General features: G+C 67.2%; 22 protein-coding genes. 13 read left to right on the top strand and 9 right to left on the bottom strand.

Annotation, left to right across the window (positions count from 1 at the left end; translation table 11 throughout):
• Nucleotides 1–37: 37 nt before the first annotated feature.
• Together HNR10_RS30765 and HNR10_RS30760 are read left to right on the top strand one after the other, a co-directional pair.
• Nucleotides 38–433, top strand: a complete 396-nt coding sequence (locus tag HNR10_RS30765; RefSeq protein WP_218897780.1) for an MFS transporter — start codon at nucleotides 38–40, stop codon at nucleotides 431–433.
• Between the two features lie 32 nt (nucleotides 434–465).
• A complete protein-coding gene (locus tag HNR10_RS30760) occupies nucleotides 466–909 on the top strand; it encodes a hypothetical protein (protein ID WP_218897778.1) in 444 nt (147 codons plus the stop codon).
• Nucleotides 910–1,386: 477 nt separating this feature from the next.
• Here the strand turns inward: HNR10_RS30760 and HNR10_RS14470 are convergent, their stop codons facing one another.
• The 6 genes from HNR10_RS14470 to HNR10_RS14445 form a co-directional block, all read right to left on the bottom strand.
• Nucleotides 1,387–2,967 carry a long-chain-fatty-acid--CoA ligase gene (locus HNR10_RS14470; RefSeq protein ID WP_179823952.1) on the bottom strand — a complete coding sequence of 527 codons (1,581 nt, stop codon included), beginning with the start codon at nucleotides 2,965–2,967 and terminating at the stop codon, nucleotides 1,387–1,389.
• A gap of 133 nt (nucleotides 2,968–3,100) precedes the next feature.
• Nucleotides 3,101–4,138, bottom strand: a complete 1,038-nt coding sequence (locus HNR10_RS14465) for an alpha/beta hydrolase family protein (RefSeq protein ID WP_218897776.1) — start codon at nucleotides 4,136–4,138, stop codon at nucleotides 3,101–3,103.
• Nucleotides 4,135–4,665, bottom strand: coding sequence for a LeuD/DmdB family oxidoreductase small subunit (locus HNR10_RS14460; RefSeq protein ID WP_179823950.1), 531 nt, complete (start codon nucleotides 4,663–4,665; stop codon nucleotides 4,135–4,137). The genes HNR10_RS14465 and HNR10_RS14460 overlap by 4 nt, the downstream gene beginning before the upstream one ends.
• Nucleotides 4,662–5,915: a 3-isopropylmalate dehydratase large subunit gene (locus HNR10_RS14455; RefSeq protein ID WP_218897774.1), complete on the bottom strand. Its 1,254-nt coding sequence runs from the start codon at nucleotides 5,913–5,915 to the stop codon at nucleotides 4,662–4,664. The genes HNR10_RS14460 and HNR10_RS14455 overlap by 4 nt, the downstream gene beginning before the upstream one ends.
• A 4-nt stretch (nucleotides 5,916–5,919) precedes the next feature.
• Nucleotides 5,920–6,810 (bottom strand): isocitrate lyase/PEP mutase family protein, encoded by an 891-nt coding sequence (locus tag HNR10_RS14450; RefSeq protein ID WP_179823946.1) that lies wholly within the window; start codon nucleotides 6,808–6,810, stop codon nucleotides 5,920–5,922.
• A gap of 48 nt (nucleotides 6,811–6,858) precedes the next feature.
• Nucleotides 6,859–7,587 carry an L-threonylcarbamoyladenylate synthase gene (locus HNR10_RS14445; protein WP_179823943.1) on the bottom strand — a complete coding sequence of 243 codons (729 nt, stop codon included), beginning with the start codon at nucleotides 7,585–7,587 and terminating at the stop codon, nucleotides 6,859–6,861.
• 193 nt (nucleotides 7,588–7,780) lie between these two features.
• On the opposite strand from HNR10_RS14445, the gene HNR10_RS14440 reads away from it, so the two are divergent.
• The 5 genes from HNR10_RS14440 to HNR10_RS14420 all read left to right on the top strand — a co-directional run bounded on the left by HNR10_RS14440 (nucleotide 7,781) and on the right by HNR10_RS14420 (nucleotide 12,193).
• A complete protein-coding gene (locus HNR10_RS14440) occupies nucleotides 7,781–8,791 on the top strand; it encodes an ABC transporter substrate-binding protein (protein WP_179823941.1) in 1,011 nt (336 codons plus the stop codon).
• A gap of 154 nt (nucleotides 8,792–8,945) precedes the next feature.
• The gene (locus HNR10_RS14435; protein WP_218897772.1) at nucleotides 8,946–9,653 is read left to right on the top strand and encodes an ABC transporter ATP-binding protein; all 708 of its coding nucleotides are present in this window, start codon (nucleotides 8,946–8,948) and stop codon (nucleotides 9,651–9,653) included.
• Nucleotides 9,650–10,474: an ABC transporter permease gene (locus HNR10_RS14430; RefSeq protein ID WP_179823937.1), complete on the top strand. Its 825-nt coding sequence runs from the start codon at nucleotides 9,650–9,652 to the stop codon at nucleotides 10,472–10,474. The genes HNR10_RS14435 and HNR10_RS14430 overlap by 4 nt, the downstream gene beginning before the upstream one ends.
• Nucleotides 10,471–11,271, top strand: coding sequence for an ABC transporter permease (locus tag HNR10_RS14425; RefSeq protein ID WP_179823935.1), 801 nt, complete (start codon nucleotides 10,471–10,473; stop codon nucleotides 11,269–11,271). Before HNR10_RS14430 ends, HNR10_RS14425 begins: the two co-directional genes overlap by 4 nt.
• Before the next feature lie 151 nt (nucleotides 11,272–11,422).
• A complete protein-coding gene (locus HNR10_RS14420; protein ID WP_179823933.1) occupies nucleotides 11,423–12,193 on the top strand; it encodes an IclR family transcriptional regulator in 771 nt (256 codons plus the stop codon).
• Between the two features lie 89 nt (nucleotides 12,194–12,282).
• Here the strand turns inward: HNR10_RS14420 and HNR10_RS14415 are convergent, their stop codons facing one another.
• Together HNR10_RS14415 and HNR10_RS14410 are read right to left on the bottom strand one after the other, a co-directional pair.
• Nucleotides 12,283–12,849, bottom strand: a complete 567-nt coding sequence (locus HNR10_RS14415; protein WP_179823932.1) for a DUF308 domain-containing protein — start codon at nucleotides 12,847–12,849, stop codon at nucleotides 12,283–12,285.
• 31 nt (nucleotides 12,850–12,880) lie between these two features.
• The gene (locus tag HNR10_RS14410) at nucleotides 12,881–13,312 is read right to left on the bottom strand and encodes an organic hydroperoxide resistance protein (RefSeq protein WP_179823930.1); all 432 of its coding nucleotides are present in this window, start codon (nucleotides 13,310–13,312) and stop codon (nucleotides 12,881–12,883) included.
• Between the two features lie 110 nt (nucleotides 13,313–13,422).
• Between HNR10_RS14410 and HNR10_RS14405 the strand changes: the two genes are divergently transcribed.
• The 4 genes from HNR10_RS14405 (at nucleotide 13,423) to HNR10_RS14390 (ending at nucleotide 18,885) form a co-directional block, all read left to right on the top strand.
• Nucleotides 13,423–14,022 (top strand): TetR/AcrR family transcriptional regulator, encoded by a 600-nt coding sequence (locus tag HNR10_RS14405; RefSeq protein WP_179823928.1) that lies wholly within the window; start codon nucleotides 13,423–13,425, stop codon nucleotides 14,020–14,022.
• 523 nt (nucleotides 14,023–14,545) lie between these two features.
• The gene (locus tag HNR10_RS14400; RefSeq protein ID WP_179823926.1) at nucleotides 14,546–15,550 is read left to right on the top strand and encodes a dipeptidase; all 1,005 of its coding nucleotides are present in this window, start codon (nucleotides 14,546–14,548) and stop codon (nucleotides 15,548–15,550) included.
• Nucleotides 15,551–15,799: 249 nt separating this feature from the next.
• Nucleotides 15,800–17,245: an amidohydrolase family protein gene (locus tag HNR10_RS14395; RefSeq protein WP_179823924.1), complete on the top strand. Its 1,446-nt coding sequence runs from the start codon at nucleotides 15,800–15,802 to the stop codon at nucleotides 17,243–17,245.
• A gap of 245 nt (nucleotides 17,246–17,490) precedes the next feature.
• Complete coding sequence (locus HNR10_RS14390) at nucleotides 17,491–18,885, top strand: serine hydrolase domain-containing protein (RefSeq protein ID WP_179823922.1); 1,395 nt, start codon at nucleotides 17,491–17,493, stop codon at nucleotides 18,883–18,885.
• A 261-nt stretch (nucleotides 18,886–19,146) separates the two neighbouring features.
• Here the strand turns inward: HNR10_RS14390 and HNR10_RS14385 are convergent, their stop codons facing one another.
• Entirely contained in the window at nucleotides 19,147–20,349 is a 1,203-nt protein-coding gene (locus HNR10_RS14385; RefSeq protein ID WP_179823920.1) for a PucR family transcriptional regulator, read from the bottom strand.
• A 720-nt stretch (nucleotides 20,350–21,069) separates the two neighbouring features.
• Here HNR10_RS14385 and HNR10_RS14380 point away from each other — a divergent pair.
• Both HNR10_RS14380 and HNR10_RS14375 read left to right on the top strand, forming a co-directional pair.
• Nucleotides 21,070–21,414, top strand: coding sequence for a RidA family protein (locus tag HNR10_RS14380; RefSeq protein WP_179823918.1), 345 nt, complete (start codon nucleotides 21,070–21,072; stop codon nucleotides 21,412–21,414).
• A 255-nt stretch (nucleotides 21,415–21,669) separates the two neighbouring features.
• Nucleotides 21,670–22,914, top strand: coding sequence for an NAD(P)/FAD-dependent oxidoreductase (locus tag HNR10_RS14375; protein WP_312889266.1), 1,245 nt, complete (start codon nucleotides 21,670–21,672; stop codon nucleotides 22,912–22,914).
• Nucleotides 22,915–23,171: the final 257 nt, after the last annotated feature.

Genomic DNA, 23,171 nt, shown 5'->3' with positions numbered 1-23,171 from the left:
AGTCCCGAGCGTACTGCGATGATTTCCAATTCGATCGTTGGAGGCCGCGTTTCCGGCCGGGGCACTACCCGTGGGAGCGCTGGTCACGACGGCCTTGGCCGTGCTCTCCCAGCTGTACGCGGCGATCCCTCTGCTGGCCCCGGTCGACGCCGACCTCGGTGGGGACGCCACCTTCGCGTTGCCCACCGTCTACGGGCTCTGCTACGCGGCGGGCTTCCTGCTGTGGGGACCGATCGCGGACCGTCACGGCCTCAAACGGGTCATGACGGCGGGGCTGGCACTGCTCGTCCTGGTGACGCTCGGCTGCGCGTTCGCCGGCCCGCTCCCGATTCTCGCGGTGCTGCGCGGGGTGCAGGGGCTGGCGGCGGTGAGCTTCGCCTCGGTCGCGCTCGCGTATCTGGGTGAGGCGGTCTCGCTCGCTCCGGATACCTGATCGCGGCCTCCGGTCTCGTGGCGCAGGTGCTCGTGCCCGGTTCACTGGTCGGGCTGGGGACCGCCGGCCTGGTCTTCGTCACCGGGATCGCACTGGCGGTGCCCGCCATGATCACCCCGTTCGCGCAGACCGCAGCACCCCACAGCGTCAGCGGGATGGCCGTCAACGGCCTTGTGCTTTTCACCGGTGCCGGCCTCGGCCCACTCCTGGTCGGTTCGGGGCTCTCCTTCCCGGTGCTGCTGCTGGTCCTGACCGCGCTGCTCGGCTTCGCGGCGGTCTGCGTGACCGTCTTCGCGCGCCTGACGACCCGCAACGCCGCGGAGGAGACGACCACACCACCCGCCTGCCCGAGGGGACGAGGTTCTGGCGGCACCCCGCGTTTCCGACCCGAACGCTGCCGCGCTGCCGTGACCACGCTCGTCTGCGCGATCACCTCGAAATCCCGCCACCGGCGTTCGACCCGGGCGGCCCAGTGACTGGGGCCATCGGATTTTTAGCTCTGGAGAGGATGAAACCGCGTTCACACGGTGCGTGGTCGGCTACCGTGACTACGCGCTCGCCCTCGCCCTCGCCGACGCCTCCGTCGAGGGCTGGACCGGGACCCACCTGATCGCCGGGAGTTCCACGGGCCCGCCCGGGAACACGGTCTGACCCATCGCCCCGTTCCGGTGGAGTCGGGCTCGGTGCCGGTACGTGGAGACCTCCTCCGGTTGAACGCCGACAATCACGGTTCGGCCGCGTCGATGCGCTCACCGTCGGCGAGGTCGATATCGGTGGCCCAGCCGCGCGAAATGGTGCCGTGCGTGGACTCGGGCATGGCGGATCAGGGGGTTCCTGGACCATCTGGAGACCGAGCGCACCTGTATGAGCGTGCGGATCACCGACCTGCTGGCGGCGCGCGACCGCTGGGGGAGGCGCGGGCGGGTCCCGGGCGGACCCCGGCACCCGGCTCCTCACGTCAGCTCGCGTTTGAGGATCTTTCCGGTCGCGTTCATCGGTAGACGGTCCACGAAGGCGACCTGCCGCGGGTACTTGTACGCCGCCATCTGCCCCTTGGCCCACACCACCAGTGCGTCCTCGGTGATCGTCGCTCCGGCATCGCGGATCACGAACGCCTTGACCTCCTCGCCGTGAGTCTCGTGGGCTACACCGACGACCGCCGCCAGCGAGACGTCGGGGTGGGTCATCAGGACTTCCTCGACCTCGCGCGGGTACACGTTGTAGCCGCCGCGGATGATCATGTCCTTGGCGCGATCGACGATGTAGTACCAGCCGTCCTCGTCCCGGCGTCCGAGGTCGCCGGTGCGGAACCAGCCGTTCCGGATCGCCTGGACGGTCGCCTCCGGGCGGCCGTGGTAGCCCTTCATGACGTTGTGGCCTCTGACGGCGATCTCGCCCACGGCGTCGTCGTCGCCGGGATCGACCTCGTTCCATGAGTCGGGGTCGATCAGCTTCATCTCGACCCCGGGGATGGGTTTGCCGATCGAACCGACCCGTGTCTTCTCGCCCCACACCGAGAACGACGCGACCGGAGAAGTCTCGGATAGCCCGTAGCCCTCCAGGATCGTCATGCCGAACCTCTCCTCGAACTCGCGGTGTACTTCCGCCGGCAGCGCCGAGCCGCCGGACACGGCGACCCGCAGGCGCTCCAAGTTTTGGGGACCGAGCTCGTCACCGGCCTCCTTGAGCGCACCGATCAGCCCCCAGTACATCGTCGGCACGCCCGCGAAGAACGTGATGCCCTCGGACCGCATCAGCCGCAGCGCGGATCCGCCCTCGAAGCGGGGCAGCATCACCACGGAGCCGCCGTACGCCACCGCGGCATTCTGGATCACGGTCTGGCCGAACGAGTGGAACAGCGGTAGTACGCACAGGAAGGTGTCGGGCCTTTCGGCGTCCAGACCGAAGATGTCGGCTCCCGCGAGCGCGTTGTCGCGCATGTTGCTGTGCCGGAGCTCCGCGCCCTTGGGCTGCCCGGTGGTACCGGAGGTGTACAGGATGACGGCTGTGTCGTCCTCATCGGTGTCCGCGCACTCGAACTCCGGCGCCATGTCCTTCGTGGCCTGGGCGAGGGTCTCGGTGCCATCGATCGGGCTGTCGGCTGAGGGATCGGCGGTGATCATGAAGAAGTGCTCGCATGCCTCGGCCCGAGTGAACCCCGCATGCCCTTCCCGTCCGATCGGCAACTCGGCGGTGCCCTGGAAGCAGAAGTAGGCCTTCGCGCCGGAGTCGTCGAGGTGGTAGGCGACTTCGCGCTCCTTGAAGAGCACGTTGAGCGGGACCACTGTGGCACCGGCCTTGAGGGCGCCCCAGTAGACGATCGAGAAGGCCGGTATGTTGACGCAGCTCAGCGCGACCTTGTCGCCTTTCTGGACGCCTCGGCTCACGAGCAGGTTCGCGACCTGGTTCGCGGCGCTGCGCAACTGCGCGAACTCCAGCCGCGATCCGGTGGCCGTGCACACGATCGCCTCGCGCCGAGGATATTTCTCGGCACTCTCGTCTAGCAGGCCGGCGAGGTTGAATGCGGTTGTCATGAGAACTCCATCGCTTGGGGTGGGACTGTGGGGCACGGCACAGGCGCGCCCGTGAGCGCCCGCCGTGGATTCCCAGCGGCCGGCGGGTGGATCCGGTGCACGGCTGGGCATCCGACACCGGTGCGAGGACCAGCTACTTCATGAAGCCACGAGACTCCAGCCACTGCTGGACCCTGGCAGCGATGAGGTCGGAGTTGCGATCCATCATGATCAGGTGTGAGTTGCCCCTGATGCCCTCCTCGGGCAGATCGATCGTGTCGGCGATGCCACCTTGGTCGGACTGCGCATGCCAGTAGCGTTCGCAAGAACGACGCAGATCCGACCACACCTCGTGGTCCTCGACATGGTCACCCCATACACAGAGGACCGGTGTATTGCGCATCGCGGAAATGTCCTCGTGCCTGGGATCGGGAGCGCCGCCGGGCTCCAGCACGACGACGGCCTTCACCGTCTCGGGCGCCGCCGCCGCGGCCCGCAGGGCGAAGACCGCTCCCTGGCTGTGCGCGAGGATCACACAGGGACCGGCGTGCCGCACCAGCTCGTCGTACGCCGATTGTGTGCACGGATCGTTCGTCGCCCAGCGCGGGACCAACTGTTTGGCGAACCGGTCGAACGAGGCGACAGGGAACTGGGAATCCGGATAGGGGATCCGTTCACCGGGATCGCCGGTCCATGACGGACCTATGCGAAAGCCCTCCCAGGCTTCCTGCTTCGATCTGAAGAAGGGCTCGGTGGCGAAGATCTCCGGGAACCGGGCCCATGACGCCCGGCCACGCTCGACGGCGTCGGACACGTAGACGTCGTGGCCGTAGCGTAGGAAGAGATTCATCCACCCCGGCCTGCCATCAGGTGTTGTCTCCCAGGTGACGCCCGAGAGGCCGCCGCCGTGCCACATCAGGAGCGGGTAGCGGGCCCGGGGGGATGCAAGCCGCACGTACTGGACGTACATCTGCTCCACTTCGAACTCACCGTTGGGGTCGATCTCGATCGCCGGTGCCGCCGGGGTCACGCGCAGTTCCCGCGTGTCGAGTCCGGAGAGTGTGGCCTCGCGGCCACCGATGTGAAAGCTGCCCAGTTCCTCGACGGCGAGCGGCTCCGCGATGCCCTCGTTGGTCGCCGCGGGTGTTGGGGCTGACGACACGGGATCGTGCCCGCGCCCCGCCCGGCTCACGCCGGGCCCCCGGTCGGCGGTCGGAGGTGCCCGGCCACTTCGAGCTGGCGGATCAGTCCACCGCTCCTCAGCATGTCGACCAAGAAGCCCGGAAACCTGGTGAACGCGCGTTCGACGCCTGTGGAGTCGTTCATGGCGACGCCGTGCTCGACATCGATCGACACCACGTCGCCCTCGGAGACGAACGCCCGCGCGTCGGGAACGGTGACGGCCGGCAGCCCGAGGTTGAGGCAGTTGCGCAAGAACAGCGAGTTGTACTGCTCGGCGATCAGCGCGGTGACGCCCAGCGCGGTGAACAGTTCGGCCACGGGGCGGCTCGAGCCCAGACCGAAGTTCCGTCCGGCCACCACGACGTCCCCGGGTTCGACGAGGTCGGACCAGCCCGGACGCGTCGCGTTGAACATGAAGCGGCTGGCCTCGGCCATGGGCAGCTTCATCGCGAAGCCCGGATACATATCGTCGGTGTTGACGTCGTCTCCGAAGACCCAGGCCCGGCCGGTCACCGAGAGGTCGGTTCGCACATTCATACCGGCATCCCCTCCATCAGGAACGCGGGGGACACGATGCGACCGGCGACGGCCGACGCGGCGACTGTCGCGGGCGAGGCCATGTAGACCGACGCGTCCGTGCTGCCCATCCTCCCCCGGAAGTTGCGGGTGCTGGCGGTGACGCACACCTCGCCCGGTGCGAGGACGCCCATGGCGTAGCCGAAGCAGGCTCCGCAGGTGGAGTTCGTGACGACCGCTCCCGCCTCCATCAGTGTCGTCACGTACCCGCGTTCGACGGCCTCGAGGTACACCTGTTGCGAGGCCGGTGTCACGATCAACCGTACTCCGGGGGCGACCCGGTGTCCGGCGATGATGCGTGCGGCCTCCCGCAGGTCCGCCAGCTGACCGTTCGCACACGAGCCGATGAAGGCCTGGTGGATCGGCGTGGACTCCAGGTCGGTCACAGGCACCGCGTTGTCGATGACGGTTCCCGGACGGGCCACCATCGCGTCGATGTCGCCGAGGTCGATCGTGCGTACCGCGGCATAGGAGGCATCGTCGTCGGCGTCGAAGGGGGTCACGACCAGGTGGGGCGCGACCGAGCGCATGTGGTCGACGCAGATGTCGTCGGCGGGGAACAGGGTGAAGTCGGCTCCCACCTCGGCACCTTGGGTCGCGATCGTTCGGCGGTCCGTCATCGGTACCGATGCGAGTCCCGGGCCCCCGAACTCGATGGCGTGGTCCGTCGCGTCACCGTAGTGCGCGGCGATGGCGAGGAAGATGTCCTTGCCGTTGATGTGGTCCGGTTTCGTCCCCACGAACTCGTAACGGATCGTGGGTGGCACCCTGTGCCACGTCTTGCCCGTGCAGACGATCTGCAGGATCTCGGCGGGGCCCAGGCCGCGCGCCGCGGCGTTGAAGGCACCCGCCGCACACGTGTGGGAGTCGGTGCAGGCGACGACCGAGCCCGGCGTGGCCAGGCCCTGCTCGGCGATGACCTGGTGCACGATGCCGTGTCGACCGATGTCGTAGAAACGTTCGATGCCGTGTTCTCGGGCGAACGAGCGTGCTCGGGTGCCGTGGGTGGCGTCGCGGACCGTGGGCGCGGGGACGGCGTGGTCCATCACGATCGCGACCTTGTCCGGGTCGTGCACGGCGATGACGTCCATCAGCCTGCTCATGGCGAACTGCACGTCGATGAGCACCGTCATGTCGACGTCGCAGGTGAGGATGTCACCTGGGGTGGTGTCGTCGACGCCCGCCGCCCCGGCCAGGATCTTTTCGATCATCGTCCTAGGCACTTTCGGCCCCCCTGTCATGGGTCTCGTGCAGGGCCTCCCAGAACGGCAGGCCCAACGTGTCGAAGAGCTCGCGGGGCGCGACCCCGCTACCGGGCTCTGGGTCGCCCTGGCGGAGAGAGCGCAGCGCCTCCGTCACCGAGGAGACGACGGGGCCCACGCACGCGCCGGGGATGATGACCAGCGCGTAGCCGAAGGCCTCGAGTTCGGAGAGCGTCACCGCCGGTGATTTGCCGCCGGCCACGAGGTTGAACAGCACCGGGGCATCGATCTCCCGTGGGATGGCCCGGATCTCGTCGCGTGACTGCGGGGCCTCCACGAAGATGACGTCCGCGCCCGCCGCGGAGTAGGCCTTCGCCCGCTCGATGGCATCCGGGAAGCCGTGGGTCGCCCGCGCATCGGTTCGGGCCACGATCAGGAGGCCGCTGTCGCCCCGCGCGTCCACAGCCGCGGAGATCTTGTCGACGAACGCCTCCGTCTCGATGACCCGTTTGTCGTCCAGGTGGCCGCACTTCTTCGGGAAGACCTGGTCTTCGATCTGAATTGCGGCGACTCCTGCCAGTGCGTACTCCCGGACCGCTCGATAGGTGTTCTTCACGTCGCCGAAGCCGGTGTCGGCGTCGGCGATCAGCGGCACCCCGAGCCGCCGCTTGATGACCCCGGCCTGCGCGACCATCTCCGTGAGTGTCGCCAGGCCGATGTCGGGCAGGCCGACGGCGGAGGCCGCCACGGCCGCCCCGGACATGTAGGCGGCGTCGAAGCCCGCCGACTGGACGAGGGCGGCCGAAAGGCCGTCATAGACACCGGGCGCCACGAGGAGGCCCGGCGCGGCGAGCAATTCCCGCAGGCTCTTCCCTGGGGTGTCGGAACCGAGGTCACCGAGCACGGCGCACCTGCCCTCCTTGGCTGTCGATCGTCGTCATGGCGCAGATCATCAACCGGCGGACGCCTGCTCGCGCAGGTGGCCCGAGGGCAGCGTCTCCCGACCGGGGTCGGAGGGAAGGCCGATCCCGAACTGCCGCTGAAAGATGTCGCTGATCAGTTCGTAGCAAGTGCCGACACGTACGACCTCCATGGTGGAGAAGTCGATGATCGTCGATGAACGGCCGTAGTGGTGGTACTTGCGGAGTCCGTAGTCCACGACCAGATCCACCGCGTCGATGATGGGCTGCTGGATGTCCTCGACACGGAACTTCGTCCCTGTTCCGGTCAGGTTCGCCGACGATCCCAGCAGGGGCACCGAGTGGCGATGGGCGATGCTCACCACCTCGTCGTGCAACGCACCACCGTTGACCAGCATCGCCAGCGTGTCACCGACGGTGCTGGCCGCCAGGGTCTCCGGTTCGATGGCCGCCACCACCGGGTGGGAGGCGTCGTAGCGGGCCGCGATCGTCAGAGGGAGTCCCGCGTCGACGACCACGGCGTCGATGATGTCCTGTTCCTGCTGGTCGAGTTGGTGTACTTCGCGGTGCAGGGCGTAGTTGCCGCCCATGGCGTGCCGCTTGTGCGGGGCGCGCCGCTTGGCGCGGAACAGGCGCAGCAGGGCCTCCGAGGAAGTGGCCGTCGCCGCGTATCCGACGTCGCCAGGCATGATGACCGCCCCTCCGGCCACCACGGTCTCGTAGATCCTCTGCGCGTCGCCCTTGATGTCGTGCCTGCCCATGGACTCACTTCCTTTCGTTTGTTGGTCACCGCATGGTGGTTTTAGGAACCATATATCAGTCAATTGGCTGACGCTAGGGCTCGGGCAAATTTCGCCATCATCTGCGCAGACGCCGTTGACAGGCGTTGGGCGTGTGAGTACAGTCACACCACGATGTGGTAGTGCAAACCACGATGTGACTGAGAGGGCTTCAATGAATCACACACGGATCCGCTTGGGCGCCCTCGGGCTGACGGCACTCCTCGGTCTCGGTACGGCGTGTTCCGCGTCGAGCGACGGAGCCGACACGGGCGATCCCTACCAGTTGGACGTCGCCGTGCTGGCGGCCAACGAGTACTTCTCGATCCCGTGGCTCGTGGGAAGGAACCAGGGGTTCTTCGAGGAGCGCGGTGTCGAGATCGGCGAGATCGTGGCGGGAAGCGGTGGGAGCGCGACGCTACGGACACAGCTGTCCGGCGACCTTCCGATCGGGGAGGTCGGCTACAACTCCGTCCTGGACGCCGCGCGGCAGGGCGTGCCCGTACTGGCCGTCGGCGGCGGCGTGCAGAACACCTACGGGGGAGAGTTCTACGCGCTCAGGGACAACGACGAGGTCGACGAACTCGCGGACATCCGGTCCTGGGCCTACACCAACTCCGGTTCCTCGATCTACGCTCTGTCGTTCATGCTTCCCGAGGTGGCCGGCCTGCCGTCAGATGCCGAACGGGTCGCCGCGGGCGGTGTGGGGGAGGGCGTCGCACTGCTGGAGGCCGGAGAGGTCGACGTCGCCTGGCTCCCACCGACTCTGGCGGCCCACAGCAAGGACGACTTCAAACTCGTGGTCGAGACCCAGGACTACATCGACGAGTTCCAGACGAGCGTGATCACCACGAGCCCTCAGTTCGCCGAGTCGCACCCCGACGTCGTCGAGGCTGTCCTGGCCGGTTACCAGGAAGCGATCGAATGGGCCACCGCGAACCCCGACGTGGCGGCCGACATCTATGCCGAGCACGTCGACGTCCCCACGGACGTCGCTCTCGAGGTCGTGCGAGACGCGACGGAGGCGACCGCCTGGAACGTCGGTTTCGACGCCCGGTCACTCGAAGCGGGCACCACGTCCGCCGAGCTGAGCGGCCTGGAGGGCGACGTCGACTACTGCACGCTCATCGATGACCGCTTCCTCCCCCAAGGAGCGGTGGCGGACCTTCCCGCCGACTGCTCGTGACCATCGACCGACCCACCACAGAAAGGTGAACACCGTGACCTTCCAGGAAAGATCCGCAACGTCCGTTGCGGGTTCCAGCCCGTCAACGGCCATGAGCCACGTGCACGTGAGGCAAGCGACTCGCGCGTTCGGAAGCACCAGGGTGCTCGGTCCGGTGGACCTGGATATCGACCAGGGAGAGTTCGTCTCGATCGTCGGTCCGAGCGGCTGTGGCAAGTCCACCCTGCTGGAACTCGTGGCCGGTTTGCAGGTTCCCTCCTCGGGGTCGGTACGGGTGGCCGACGAGCCCCTCCGGGCTCCGCGGGAGCACACGGCGATCATCTTCCAGGACTCGGCCACCCTCCCCTGGCGCACGGTTCTCGACAACGTGGCATTCCCTCTGGAGGTCCAGGGCGTGCGGCGCGCCGAGCGCAGGGAACGGGCGGAGGCCCTCCTGGACAAGGTCGGACTGGCGGGATTCGCCTCACACCACCCCGGGCAGCTCTCCGGTGGGATGCGGCAGCGCGTCGCCATCGCCCGCGCCCTGATCATGGAGCCGGATCTCATCCTCGCGGACGAGCCCTTCGGTGCCCTCGACGAACAGACGCGCCTGCTCATGGCCTTCGAGCTGCTGGCCGTCGTCGAACGGCTCGAGACGGCCGTCCTCTTCATCACCCACAGCATTCAGGAAGCAGTGCTGCTCTCGGACCGGATCCTGGTGATGGGTGCCCGCCCCGGGACGTTCCTCGACGAGATCCGCATCGACCTGCCCCGCCCGCGTGCGGAGGACACCCTGACGACGCCGACCGCGATCGGGGCCACCGAGCGGATCTGGGGAACGCTGCGCGATCAGGCCTCGACATCGATGAGGTCCACATCATGACCCGTGTCCGTCACCTGGCACCCCGAACCGCACTCCCGGGCTACCTGCGTCTGGACCAGGACCGTTCACTCGGTCTGCCGGCTCCGATGTGGCGCGTCCTCGTCCTGATCCTCTTCCTGGCCGGCGTGGAGGTGTATGCGCGCTTCATCCTGGCGACCCCCTTCGAGCTCGTGCCCGTCACCACGATGGCCACCCGTGCCGGTGAACTCATCACCGAACCTGCGTTCTTGCGGGACGACCTGGCATGGACGGCGCTGACGATCGGCGTCAGTTTCGTCGCCGCCGCGGTCCTCGGCGTGGTCACCGCGTACGCGATGCATCGGTTCAGGTGGTGCGACCTGGCCCTGCAACCGTACGTCTCGGTCTTCTACGCGGTCCCCACCTTTGCGATGTACCCGCTACTGGTCGTACTTCTCGGCACCGGACTGGCGCCCATCATCGTGATCTCCACGTCGTTCAGCGCGGTCGTGGTCATCGCACGGGCACGGGACGGATTCTCCTCTGTCTCCGCCTCGGTCGTGAAGGTCTCGGGTTCGCTGCGCCTCACACGGTTCCAGCACTTCCGTCTGATCCTGGTGCCGTCCGCGCTGCCGGATATCATCTCCGGCCTGAAACTCGCGCTGTCCTATGCCGTCATCTCGGTGTTGGCGACCGAGTTCATCCTGTCCACCCGGGGAGCCGGCCATTTCATCTCCCGCGCGTACACCGGTTTCAACTCGACCGACATGTACGGCGGAATCCTCCTCGTCTCCCTCCTCGCCCTTGTACTGATCCTGGTCGTCAACCGACTGGGTTCCGCCATCGATTGGAGGCAGCGGTGACCGAGCTCTCCGCGGTTCCGCAACGCCGTACCGGTCTCACCCATCGAATCGATCGCCTCTGGCCGCCGGTCCTGTTCGCGGCCCTGGGAGTGGCGTGCTGGTGGGCGATCGCGACCGCACTGAAGAGCACCATCGTCCCCACTCCCGCCGCGGCCGTCGCGGGGCTCTGGGCCGAACTCGGCAACTCCGGATTCCAGGCGAGCGTCCTGGATACCGTCCGAGTCCTGGTGCTCGCCTACGCCGCCGCTGCCGCCGTCGGGGCGATCGCCGGCACCCTGTTGGGTGTGCGCGCCTTTTGGTCCCGCGCGATCCTGCCTCTGGTCCACGCGTTGAACTCCGTGCCCAAAGTGACCCTGTTCCCGATTTTCCTGCTTCTGTTGGGATTGGGGGACGTGAGCCGTGGCGCGTTCGCTTTCGCGTGCGGTGTCCTGCCCATGTTCATCATCGCGGCCGAGGCGGCACACGGTGTGTCGCGCACCCATCTGAAGCTCGCATCGTCACTGGGAGTGGGTGAGATCCAGGTGATGAGGAAGATCGTTTGGCCGTCCGCGCTGCCCGCGATCGCCACCGGCCTGCGGCTGTCTTTCGGATTCACCTTCCTCGGGCTGATCATCGCCGAGATGTTCGCGGGGTCCTCCGGCGTCGGGCAGGAGCTCCTGCGAAACGTCTCCACCGGCCGGATGGAGAACATCGCCGGCGAAGTAATCCTGATCGCGGCGATCGCACTCGCCCCCACTGTCGTCCTCACGCGGATCGAACGCTGGACCGCGGATCGCTATGGATACAACGGATCGTGACCAACATGGCCGGGTGCGCACACGCGGCGGGAGCCGTCCGACCGCGGCCGCTGAGCGGACTAGACTGCGCGCCGGGGCCGTACGAACGAGAGCAAGGAACGTGCAGCGGCTGCGAGCGGTCGAACTGGCCTGACGGACAAAGGAGAGTGGCATGGCGGCGGTTTCCTCGGTACTCGTGATCGAGAAGGCGGTCAAGCTCCTCGACTGCTTCACACCGGAGCGCACCCACCTCTCTGTCGGAGAACTGCACCGGCTGACCGGAGTGCCGATGTCCACGGTGGCCCGGCTGGTCAACACGCTGACAACGCAGGAACTGCTCCACAAGGACGGGGACTCCTACAGCATCGGGTTGCGGGTGCTCACGTGGATGGCGGCCGCGACGGCCGGCTCCGACTTTTTGGAAGCGGTGAACCAGGCGGCGGCGCGTCTTCGCGACCAGACGGGCGAGACGGCGGGTGTGTACATTCCGCGCGGCACAACGCGTGTGGCCGTCGCGGTCAAGCTGTCCACCCAATCGATCATCTTTCGAGGCTACGTCGGGCAGGTCATGCCGATGCGCGCTGCTGCCGCCGGAAAGGTGTTCCTGGCCTACGACCGACATCTCCTCAGCGCGGTGCTCGTCGAGATGAACGAGGGCGCCGGAGTCGAATTCCCGCCCGAACTCGAAGCTCAGTTGAAACTAGTCCGTCAACAGGGCTGGATTTTGACCGAGGAGGAGCGGGAGAAGGGCTTGAACTCGATCGCGGCGCCCATCTTCGACTCCACCGGTACCGTCGTCGCCGCCCTTACCATCGGAGGTCCGTCCTTCCGCTTGAACTCGCAGTCGGCTCAGGAGTTCGGACCGCTCGTCGCCGAGACCGCCGCGTCGCTGTCGGACCTGTCGGGACACGGCTCACAGGGGAACACCAAGCGCCTTGCCTGAGGCCCTGCGGGTGGCTCCGGGGAAGTCACCCGGAGCCACCTCCTCACCTCTGACCGAGGTCGGCTCGACCTCGTGGTTCGACGTCACCCTCAGGCTGCGTGCTTGCGCATCACGATGCTCAGGCGGATGGCGGAGATCAGGAAGAAGAGCCCGCCGATGGTGGCGTAGCCGGCGACTCCGACGATGTCTGCGGCGCCCTGCAGCCCTTGGGACAGGAACGCGCCGCCGGCCAGGACCGAGATCCCGCCGCTGAGCATCTGGGGCACCTGGCCTCCGGAGCGCCGGTTGCGGACGGCGGTGATGAGCTGGGGCACGCCGGAGCCGATGGCCCAGGCGCCCCAGACGGCGAGGGCCGCGGCGATGGACACGGTCGACGCCACGCCGAGTGCGATGGCCACGAGAACGCTGACCACCACGTTGACCCACTCTGTGGCCTTCGACCGCTGGGAGTCCCGCTCGGCCCGGAGCTGCCAGAGGACGGCGCCCGCGTCGAAGAGCGGGTAGACGATCAACACGATCGTCAGGATGGGCCCGGCCATGGTCGAGGTCGTGAACAGGAGCCCGGACCAGACGACGGCGAAGGCGAAGCGGAGGAGGTAGAGGCGGCGAAGCGCCTGGCTGAACGTCGACGGGGAGGTCGCTTGGGTGGTGGTCATGATGTTTTTCCTTCGGGAAGCAGGGTGATGGTCAGGCGGCCGTAGTGGTGATGGTGACGGGAACGTTGCCGCGGACGGCCGCCGAATAGGGGCACACCTCGTGCGCGGCCGCGGTGAGGCTCTCGGCGGTCTCGGGGGCCAGGCCGCCGCCGACGTGTACCCGCAGCGCGGCGTTCAGGCCCAGTCCTTCTGTTTCCGTCTTGACGATCCAGACCTCGGCGGCCACGGCGGAGTCGACCAGCTGCACCTTGCGCTGCGAAGCGACCAACTTCAGCGCCGAGTGGAAGCACGACGACCAGCCGGCTGCGAACAGCTGCTCGGGGTTGGTCGCGCCGCCTGGTCCGCCCATGGACGCCGGGATGGCGAGGGTGACGTCGAGCAGGTCGTCGTCGGTCACGGCACGCCCTCCGGCGCGGCCGTCGCCGGTCGAGGTCGCGACGGTGGTGTACAGGGGTGCGGACATGATGTCTCCTTTGAGTCGCTGATGTAGAGTTACTAGTACGTCTACATAGATGAACATAGACTGTCCGCAGCACTGACGCAACCAGCCAGAACCAGAACCGGAGCAGAGACATGCACGCCGATACCGCCGAGCCGTCAACGCGCACCACGTCGGGGTCGGCCACGCGTGCGCGCATCCTCGCCGCGGCGAACGAGCTGTTCTACGCCCACGGCATCCGCGCCACGAGCGCCGACCGCATCATCGAGCAGGTCGGCATTACGAAGGTCACCTTCTATCGCCACTTCCGCACGAAGAGTGACCTCGTCGTCGCCTACCTGGAGGAGCAGGCCGCTGCGGAGCGCGGGTGGTTGCAGAGCGTGCTTCGCCCGGGCGATCCTGTGGGTTCGCTGCGCGAGCTCGCCGGCGGGATCGGATCCGCGAGCTGCAGTCCGGGATTCCGAGGATGCGCGTTCATCAACGCCGCGGCGGAGTTCTCGGACGAAGAGGACCCGGTCCGGCTCACCGTCGACGCCCACCGCCAATGGATGCTCGACACGTTCGCGGACGTCGCGGGGGAGGCCGGGGCAAAGGACGTCACCTCCGTCGCGCGGCAGCTGATGATCGCGCGGGACGGCGCGATGGTGAATGGCTATCTCGGCGAAGCCTCGTCGGTGGCCGGTTCCCTCGGCGCCGCTTTCGTCGCCATCGTCGCCGAGGGCACCGCCTCCTAACTCGACGTTCGACCTGTCTGCTCGTCCCCAAAATCGCTCGCGGCGCCTGTTCCATCCTTCTCCGGGGCCTCGTTCCGGGGTGCCGGGCACTCGTTCCGGCCCCCGCCGAGCGTCGGCGTCCGGCCGTGACGGCGGCACAAGACGCCCGACCTCAGGCAAGTTCGCGTGGATGTACCGAAACCCCCGCTGCCCCCGAGATGGACTGACCACAGAGTTCGGTAACGCCTGGCGGTGACCACGACGCCCCCAGGACCACGCCCGCCGGTGGCGCGGCCCGGGCGAGCGAGGCCCTTGAGCTTCCTTTGGGCTCCGTTGCTCGTCGGCGCGGGCGGTCCCTCGATCGCCACAGGGAAGTGACCGGCACTGACGCGTCTCGGCCCCGACTCTGATACGGCCCCGTCGGGTCGGCACCCACGACATGTGTCGATCGGGCGTCTTCCGCAATGCGACAGATGGTGCTCGTCCGTCGTCCCGCGTAGTCCTAGCATTCGAACGAGACCCGCCTACCGCCTCTGGGAGTTCCATGAAGCAGGAGCACGCGACGACGCAGCCCGATTTGGCGGCGGAGTACGCCCGAGCGCTGGTGTGGGAGCAGCACTGCTGCCTTCCGCTCGACCCGGACACCCGCGTCGACGAGTTGTGGCGCTACGCAGAGTCGGGCGCCTCATTCGTGTCGGTGAACGTGGGGTACGCGCCACATGACATCGACGACACGATCAGCGTCCTATCCGCCTTCCGCCGTCACGTGCTCACGAACCCGGACCGCTATGTCATGGCCGATTCGGCCGACGACGTACGCCGGGCCAAGGCCACCGGACGTCTCGCCGTGGCGTTCGACCTTGAGGACACGCGTCCGCTGGGCGGTCGCATCGACACGGTACAGACGTACTACGACCTCGGCGTCCGGACCATGTTGCTCACCTACAACCAGCAGAACGCAGCCGGTTCGGGCTGTCACGACGATTCTGACGGCGGTCTGACCGAGTTCGGCAGAGAGGTGGTGGCGGAGATGAACCGAGTGGGCATGGTGGTCGACGCGACCCATTGCTCCTACCGCACGTCGATGGACCTCTTCGCCGCGTCGACGTCGCCCGTCGTGCTTTCCCATTCGGCGACGCGCGCGATCCATGACCATCAGCGCAACGTGTGGGACGACCAGATCCGGGCGTGCGCCGAGACCGGGGGCGTCATCGGTATCAATGGTGTGGGCATCTTCCTGGGTGACAACGACACGAGCACCGAAGCGCTCATGCGCCACATTGATCACGCCGTCGACCTGGTCGGCTGGGAGCATGTAGGGATCGGTCTCGATTTCTGCTTCGCCGCCGACGATGTCAACGCGGAGCTGACCCAGAATCCCGACCTGTTTCCGTCGAGCTACGAGAAATGGGATCGTATCGACTTCGTCGAGCCGGAGCGACTGCCCGAGATCGCGGCGGAACTGGCGAATCGCTCCTACCCACCCGAAGCGGTCCGGGGCATTCTCGGTGAGAACTTCCTCCGTGTAGCACAGAACGTGTGGCGCTGATCGTCCCTGGTCGTGGGGAGGTACCGCGCGTGTCGGGATCGGCGAGTGAGGTGCCGGCGGAGCACTGCGGGCGGCATCGGCCCGCGACGCCCTCCCTCAGGGGAGGGCGAGTCTGTATCCGGTGCACATTGACAGCCGCGCATGAGGCAGCGACGGTTCCAGCCGGATATCCGGAAGCTTGACCGGCGAAGATCAATTTGACGCGCCGCGTTCTTTCAGAAGGGCGCAGGCGACCATGAAAGGAAAACGATGTCACTCCTGTTGACCGGTGCGACTGTCATCGACGGTGTCTCAGAAAAGGCCGTGAACGGGCAGTCGATCCTGGTGGAGAATGGCCGTATCTCGGCGATCGGACGACGGGATGAGCTTCCGGTTACGGCGGTCGAGAAAACGGTCGATCTCGACGGAAAGTTCATCATCCCTGGGCTGATGAATGCCAATGTGCATATGTTCGTCAACGTCCTCTTCGAGACACTCGTTCGATACGAGGGAAGCTACGAGGACCTGATCGTCGAGGCTGCCCAGGTTGCGCTCAATGCCGGAATGACGACAGTGTTCGACACCTGGGGTCCTCGGCGTGCACTCATGGCGGTCCGTGACAGGATCGACCGGGGCGAGATCGTGGGCAGTCGCATCCGCTGCGCCGGAAACATCATCGGATTCGACGGTCCGTTCTCCGCGGACTTCGATGGGAGGATTCCCGGAATCGGCAGCTCACATTTCGTCGACCGGGTGAACGCGGCATGGGTCGAAAACACCGGTCGGCATTTGATGTGGATGACGCCCGAAGCGGTCGGTGAAGAGGTTCGCACGTACATTGAGAACGGGATCGACTTTGTCAAGTACGCGTCGAACGAACACGGTGGGACAGCCGCCGGTGCCTTCATTCAATTTTCGGAGCGAACGCAGCGCGCCATCGTCGAAGAGGCTCATCGCTCCGGGCTGACCGCGCAATCGCACAGTGCGTCGGTCGAGGGCCTGAGGATGTCGATCGAGGCGGGCTGTGACCTCGTGCAGCATTGCAACATGACCGGACCTACCGAGATTCCACGCGAAACCCTCGACGTGCTTGCTCAAGGAGACTGCGGGGCCGTTGTCTTTCCGTTGACCGATAACGGGCTGGAAATCCTGAAGGAATCCATTTCGGATCTTGAATGGACGATGTGGAAGGCGTCGGATTCCAATTGTCGCAACCTCATCGACTCCGGAGCGACGATCCTCCTTGCGAACGACGGAGGGATTCTCGCCCCGGAGGTCATGCAGGAGCCGATGATCAAGGGTACCTGGAACGGATTGCCCGAGGAAGAAGCTCTGGGGCGGTTGGCGACAGGACACTTCATCTGGCTGAAAGCCATGGAAGAAAAAGGCATGGCGCCGATGGATCTACTGCATGCCGCGACCCGCAACATCGCCAAGGCCTATAAGGTCGACGACGATTTCGGAACACTCGAAGCGGGCAAGATCGCCGACATGGTCGTCCTCGACGAGAACCCGTTGCAGAGTGCCGAGAACTACCGAACCATCCACGCCGTCATCAAGGATGGTGCACTGGTGAACCGCGACACGCTCCCGGAGCGGCCGCTACTGACCGCTGAGCTGCCTGCCCCGCTCGAGGAAGAGGCTCGCTACAAGAGGTTTCTCCACCACGGGGTTCGCCTGCCCGGTTGCCCGACCTGCGTGAACGAAACGCGCTGATCGCCCGTGGGTGCGTAAAAGGACGAAGTTTCCTGCCCGGTCGTTCGTCGTGAGTGCGGAGCGTTGATCGGGGGCGCGGTGTCATTTTCTGGCCACTGCGGCTGCGACCGGAGCCGAGCACGAGAAAAGCCGCAACCAGTCGGCCGTGTCTTCGCACGCCTGCACGACATATGTAAAAACACTCACCGGGCAAGAGAGACCGGTGTCGCGTGTGGCCGATAGTCCGCTCACCTATCTTTGTGGGCATGATGACATCGAAGGAACTCACTCGCCGGCTCTCGGCGCTGGCCGGAGAATTCAACGTGGTAGGCGCCTCAGCGGCCCTGTGGCACGAGGGCACGCTTGTCAAAGCCGAGACCGGCACGGTCAACGTGGCCACCGGCGCACCCGTGCGGCCTGACACCCTGTTCGCCGCCGGGTCCGTCACCAAAGTGTTCACCGCATCCCTGGCGATGACCCTCGTGGACGAGGGCCTTCTTGAACTCGACGCACCCGTGCGGACCTACCTGCCTGACTTCCGACTCGCGAATTCCGACCGGTCAGCGGCGATCACCGTGCGCATGCTGCTGAACCACTCATCCGGCCTGCCAGGCGACTACATGCCGGACCTGGCACCAGGCGACGACGTGCTCGAACGGCTGATGCGCGAACTCCACGCCCTGCCGGTCACGGGAATCCCTGGCGAGCGATGGTCCTACAGCAACATGGGAATGAGCACCCTCGGACGCCTGGTCGAAGTGGTGACCGGGGAGACCTACGACAGTGCGCTCAAAATGCGTGTCCTCCGGCCTCTCGGCCTCAATGCGACCGCCGACGCCGAAGAGCTCCTCCTACGTTCGACCGCCGTGGGACACACCGTCGACCCTGCCACCGGGAGCGCGTCACGTGTCCCCCGACTGCGCGCATGGCCCGAGAACGGTCCGGCCGGGTCCCGCCTGTGGCTCGACGCCGAAGCCCTGATCGGTTTCGGGCGGATGCACATCGAGGGGACGACACCCGACGGGCACCGACTCCTTTCTCCCGCAGCAGTTCACCAGATGCGCGAGCCCCAGTTCGACGACTACTGGGGCTGCTTCCCCATGTACGTGAACTACGGACTCGGCTGGGCCATCGTGCGGGAGGGTGACGACCCGGTCCTGGCGCACGGCGGCGCCAACTTCGGCATGCACTCGAACCTGTATGTCATCCCGAAGCAGAAGGCCGTTCTGGCGGTACTCACGAACAGCACGACCGGGCTCGCGCTGTATTCGGCGCTGTGCGAGAGCCTGCTCCAGGAGTGTTTTGACGTCCGCAGTCCGGCTCCCGTGTTCCCTCCGGAGCCCGTCGTCCAGGTCGACAACGAGCAGTTCACCGGGATTTACGGGTCCCCGAACGGTCAGGTTCGCGTCGACGTGCGCGAGGGGCGGCTCCACCTCCGGATGACACCCGCACCCGCGTTGGCCGCGTGGGAAGGGCTGATGGGAAGCACCACCGGTGGCGGCCAGGCCCTGCCGCTCGTCTGCATCGACGGAGAGCGGCTCCGGTTCTCCATGGACCTCGGCAGTCCAGGGGCCTTCAGGGCCGTGCAGTTCTACAACCGAGACGCGGACGGACGCCCCACCCTGATCCGCGTAGGGACGCTCTACGAGCGGACTACCTGAGACGGCCGGACAGCCGAGGCCACGGCTCCTGCTCCGCAGGTGAGCCGAGCAGGACACGGCATCGGTGAACCACGCACGCTCCGCGCCGGCCCGCCGTGCCTGGGACACCTCGGGGCCTTGAGGAAGTCGGGACGGACGGATGCGGCTGGGGCCGGAGGCGCCTGCCCTGCTCGTTTCCGGGGCAGGCGAACCACTTTGCCGCGCTCGAACGCCGATGAGGTGCGCGGGGCTACGGGGGATGCCGGCCCGCTGGTTTCCGGCTCAGACCAGACCCAGGAGTCGAGAGACCTTGATGCCCAGATGGAGAAGGAGGCGATGCTGTCCATCTGAGAGGTCGAGCTCGGTGACGTCTTCGATGCGGCGGACACGGTTGTACACGCTCGCGCGGTGCAGTCCGAGTTCGGCGGCGGTCGCCCGGGCATCACCCGCCCTGTCCAGATACAGCTCGGCCGTGGTGAAGAGCTCGCGGTCGGCTTCGAGCAGCTGCCGCACCGCAGGCACTCCGTAGACGCCGAGCTGGTCGAAAGGTTGGCCGGCGAGCAGCGCGTAGATACCCAGAGCCCCGTGTGCGACCAGAGGGGCGAACGAGGGGATGGCCTCCGCGACGCGCAGAGCGTCGAGCGCCTGCGTGTAGGACGTCACGGCCTCGTCGAGCCGGCGAGCCGGGCTGCCCGTGGCGACATGCACATCACGCCACTTCGCGCTCCTGCCCAACCATTCCAGAGAGCTCGTTCTGAGGGCTTCCGGCAACTCCGGTGATCGTCGCAGCGACGCGCTCGGGATGACCAGGACCGCGTGGTCCGGCCGGACCACGCGCAGGCTCCCTCGATCGCCGAGTCGAGCGGAGACCCTGTCCAGAGCGGCTTGGAGAGCGATCCGGTCGTCCTCATCGACACTGTCCGCGTCGACTGGAAGCGGGCGTGCGACAACGACGGTGACCTCGCCACGCGGCGCGAACAAGCCGTCCTCGACCAGCCCGGCCGAGGCCACGCCCCTCACCTGTTCGTCTGTCGAGAGCAGGTCGCGCACCAACTCGCCCTCCCGCGCTGTGCGCAGGCGCGAGACGACGCGTTCGCGGAAGCAGACGGCGCCCGCGTCAGCAGCCGCTGCCGACGCCAGTCCGAGCTGCTCGTCGGTCAGTGACCCCTCCGCGTCGAACAGCCACAGGTAGCCGAAACGCACGTTCTGGTACACGACGGGAACCACCACCCGCGGCAGGATTCCCAGATCATGGTCGGCCGGGAGCCGCACCGGTCCGGTCGCGCGTCCCAGACGCTGGCTGCGCAACCACGCCAGAGCCTCGGGCGGCGCCTCGCGGTCGAGGATGACACGTGTGCGCCACTCGTCGCCCTCGCCGAGGTGAGCGCTATAGGCCAGCAACCTGAAGTCCAGGTCGTCCACGGCGACCGCTCGCCCGAGGCGACGCGCGAGGGCCTCCACCACACGCTGAAGCTCTTCGAACACACGACTCACCATCCTGCCGCGGGCCTACGCCCGCCCACGACTCCCGCCAGCGCTTCCAGGGCGTGTTACACGGATACTCACCCTACTGCGCGACGTCCCCGCACGACTCTCGTCGCGTTCTCATCGGTCACCAGCCGAACCAGGTGGGGCCCACGATGTGCGCCGCCGCGGAGTTTCGCGGAGCAGGGCACGGTAACGGTAGGGCAGGTCCTTCGTCGGCCTGGCGAGGGCCGCACCGGGACTCCCGCCCGTCGCCCGCCACCACCCTCGACGGACGCCTACGGCGCAGACCCCCGTCCCGCGACGGGCGGCATCCACGGAACACGCCCCAGTCGTACTATGCCCTGTGATACCAGTCACGTGATGGGACGCGCGGACGCGACAGGCTGACGCGTGCAGGCGTGCGGCGCATGCGCCCTCCGCCCACGACTCCCGAAGAGGTACGCGGCGAGCGTTTCGCTGAACGAGCCCCGAACGTCAGCGCCAGGAGTCCGGAGGCCGTTGAACCACAGGAGCCGCCAGAGGTGATCGAGCAGCGGCCCGCCGTCCGTTCCGGCCGGGGACCGCTCCCGTCCGGAGAGAGCCGCCGCCGACGTGACAGACGTCGAAATCAAGGCCATCGACATCTGACAACTGGAGGGCGACTTCGGGCGGCGAAAGGCCGATAGTGGTCCGGAACGGGCTCCGACCGACCTTCACCCCTGCAAACGAGGCGAATCGATGAATTCCTCCCCGCTCTTTCGGCCGACGGTGGACGCTGGCGACCTTGTGGCGATCTCCGGACAGATCGGCCTCCTCGACGGCCGTCTGGTGGACGGCGGTGCCGCCGAGCAGACGGAACAGGCCCTGGCCAACCTGTTGAGCGTGCTGGACGCGTCCGGATTGACGACCTTTGACGTGGTCAAGGTCAATATCTACCTGACCACGATGGGCGACTACACCGCCTTCAACGAGCGGTACAACGCGGTCTTCGGCACTGAGCCCCCGGCCCGTACGTGCGTGGCGGTGCACGAGCTGCCGTTCGGCGCGCTGGTCGAACTTGAGGCCTGGGCCCGCCGCCGATGACCGACCGCCGGGAGGACTCCTCTGCTCCAAGCCCCGCTCACCGTGGAGACTCACCACGGCACATTCCTTTCTTCAGGAGACACACATGCATCCCGCAGAACTTCCGGCCTCGCCGCACAGACACGAGGAGGCCACGGCGCGCGCCCTCACGGGGTACGACACCCCACGTGCCGAGCCGACCCTCGGATCGGGGACTCATGCGACCGGGCGCCGACCCGCGGGTACGGCCGACTCCGGTAGAGGCGGTGGGCAGGCGTGACCCGCTCGACGCACAAGCCGCCCGAGCGAGTCGCCGTGGTCGGCGCCGGCATGGTCGGTCTGTCGACCGCATGGTTCCTCCAGGATGCCGGTGTCGAGGTGACCGTGCTCGAACGCTCGGCAGTCGCCGCGGGCTCCAGTTGGGGCAACGCTGGATGGCTGACGAACAGCTTGGCCGCCCCACTCCCCGACCCATCGGTCCTCAAATTCGGCATTCGCGCCGTACTGAGCCCGTCGTCGCCGATCTACGTGCCGCCGACCGCCGACCCGCGCACGCTGAGGTGGCTGGCGCGGTTCGCCCGAAACTGCACGTCGGCTCGCTGGAACAAGGCGATGCAGGGAATGCTGCCGCTCATCCGGGACGCCCTGCCCGCGTTCGACGCACTGGAGGCCGGCGGGGTTGCCGCCCGCACCCGGGCGGCAGACCCGCTCACCGCGGCGTTCCCGAGCGCGCGGGACAGCAAGGGCCTGCTGGAGGAGTTCGCGCACCTCGAAGCCTCCGGTCGGCCGGTGGACTTCGAGATCCTCGACGGCGCCGACGCCAGGAACTCCGAACCGGCCCTGAACGACGCCATCACACGCGTGGTCCGCTTCCGCGGCGAACGGTTCATCGATCCCGCCCGGTACGTCCGGGCCATCGCCGACTCACTACGGGCGCGAGGCGGCCGGATCGTCGAGGGGGTCGAGGTCCAGGAGGTCCGTTCGACCCGCTCCGGTGTCACCGTGGCCGGGGAGGAGTACGACTCGGTCGTGCTCGCCCACGGCGCGTGGATCAACCGGCTGGCCCGCCAGGTAGGCGTCAAACAGATCGTGCAGGCCGGACGGGGCTACTCGTTCACTGCCGAGGTCGATCAGCTGCCTCAGGGACCGATCTACTTCCCAGGGCAGAAAGTCGCCTGTACCCCCATCGGCGATCGGCTGCGGATCGCCGGGACGATGGAGTTCCGCGATGTGGGCGCACCCGGGGATCCGCGGCGTATGCGGTCCCTCGTCTCCCAAGCGCGCGCCCTACTGAGAGGCGCGCACATCGACGACCGCCAGGATGAATGGGTCGGCGCCCGCCCCTGTACCGCTGACGGCCTCCCCCTGATCGGCGCCGGGAACGATCCCCGCGTCCACGTGGCCGGCGGCCACGGGATGTGGGGCGTCTTCCTGGGCCCGGTCAGCGGCAGGCTTCTGGCGGAGGAGATCGTCACGGGTCACCGCCCCGCGGCGCTCAGCGCCGTCGACCCACTCCGCTGACGACATGGCCCGGCCGGGAGCGGGTCGACGTCCGGTGCCGACGTGCTCACCATCGCTCCAGGCCTGGACGGTTCACCGCCTCTGAAGTGGGGATCTCCATGGCCACCTGGAGCGGGCTGGTCCGCGACCACCGTGGGCCGGGTCGCTCCCGTGACTCTGACACAGTCGCGGAGCCACGGCCCCACCGGACAGCCTCCGCGATGTCGTGAACGGCACCGATCTCACGTCTCCGGCCGTGGGCCACGTCCCGCACACGT

It is taken from the genome of Nocardiopsis aegyptia (assembly GCF_013410755.1).
GTDB lineage: Bacteria > Actinomycetota > Actinomycetes > Streptosporangiales > Streptosporangiaceae > Nocardiopsis > Nocardiopsis aegyptia.
Note: the sequence above shows the minus strand (reverse complement) of the source record. Positions and strands in the feature narration are given on the sequence as shown.

Coding starts and splice junctions, on each gene's coding strand:
- HNR10_RS14470 (WP_179823952.1), bottom strand. CDS start 2,967: ATGACAACCGCATTCAACCTCGCCGGCCTGCTAGACGAGAGTGCCGAG.
- HNR10_RS14460 (WP_179823950.1), bottom strand. CDS start 4,665: ATGAATGTGCGAACCGACCTCTCGGTGACCGGCCGGGCCTGGGTCTTC.
- HNR10_RS14455 (WP_218897774.1), bottom strand. CDS start 5,915: ATGATCGAAAAGATCCTGGCCGGGGCGGCGGGCGTCGACGACACCACC.
- HNR10_RS14445 (WP_179823943.1), bottom strand. CDS start 7,587: ATGGGCAGGCACGACATCAAGGGCGACGCGCAGAGGATCTACGAGACC.
- HNR10_RS14440 (WP_179823941.1), top strand. CDS start 7,781: ATGAATCACACACGGATCCGCTTGGGCGCCCTCGGGCTGACGGCACTC.
- HNR10_RS14430 (WP_179823937.1), top strand. CDS start 9,650: ATGACCCGTGTCCGTCACCTGGCACCCCGAACCGCACTCCCGGGCTAC.
- HNR10_RS14420 (WP_179823933.1), top strand. CDS start 11,423: ATGGCGGCGGTTTCCTCGGTACTCGTGATCGAGAAGGCGGTCAAGCTC.
- HNR10_RS14415 (WP_179823932.1), bottom strand. CDS start 12,849: ATGACCACCACCCAAGCGACCTCCCCGTCGACGTTCAGCCAGGCGCTT.
- HNR10_RS14410 (WP_179823930.1), bottom strand. CDS start 13,312: ATGTCCGCACCCCTGTACACCACCGTCGCGACCTCGACCGGCGACGGC.
- HNR10_RS14405 (WP_179823928.1), top strand. CDS start 13,423: ATGCACGCCGATACCGCCGAGCCGTCAACGCGCACCACGTCGGGGTCG.
- HNR10_RS14400 (WP_179823926.1), top strand. CDS start 14,546: ATGAAGCAGGAGCACGCGACGACGCAGCCCGATTTGGCGGCGGAGTAC.
- HNR10_RS14395 (WP_179823924.1), top strand. CDS start 15,800: ATGTCACTCCTGTTGACCGGTGCGACTGTCATCGACGGTGTCTCAGAA.
- HNR10_RS14390 (WP_179823922.1), top strand. CDS start 17,491: ATGATGACATCGAAGGAACTCACTCGCCGGCTCTCGGCGCTGGCCGGA.
- HNR10_RS14380 (WP_179823918.1), top strand. CDS start 21,070: ATGAATTCCTCCCCGCTCTTTCGGCCGACGGTGGACGCTGGCGACCTT.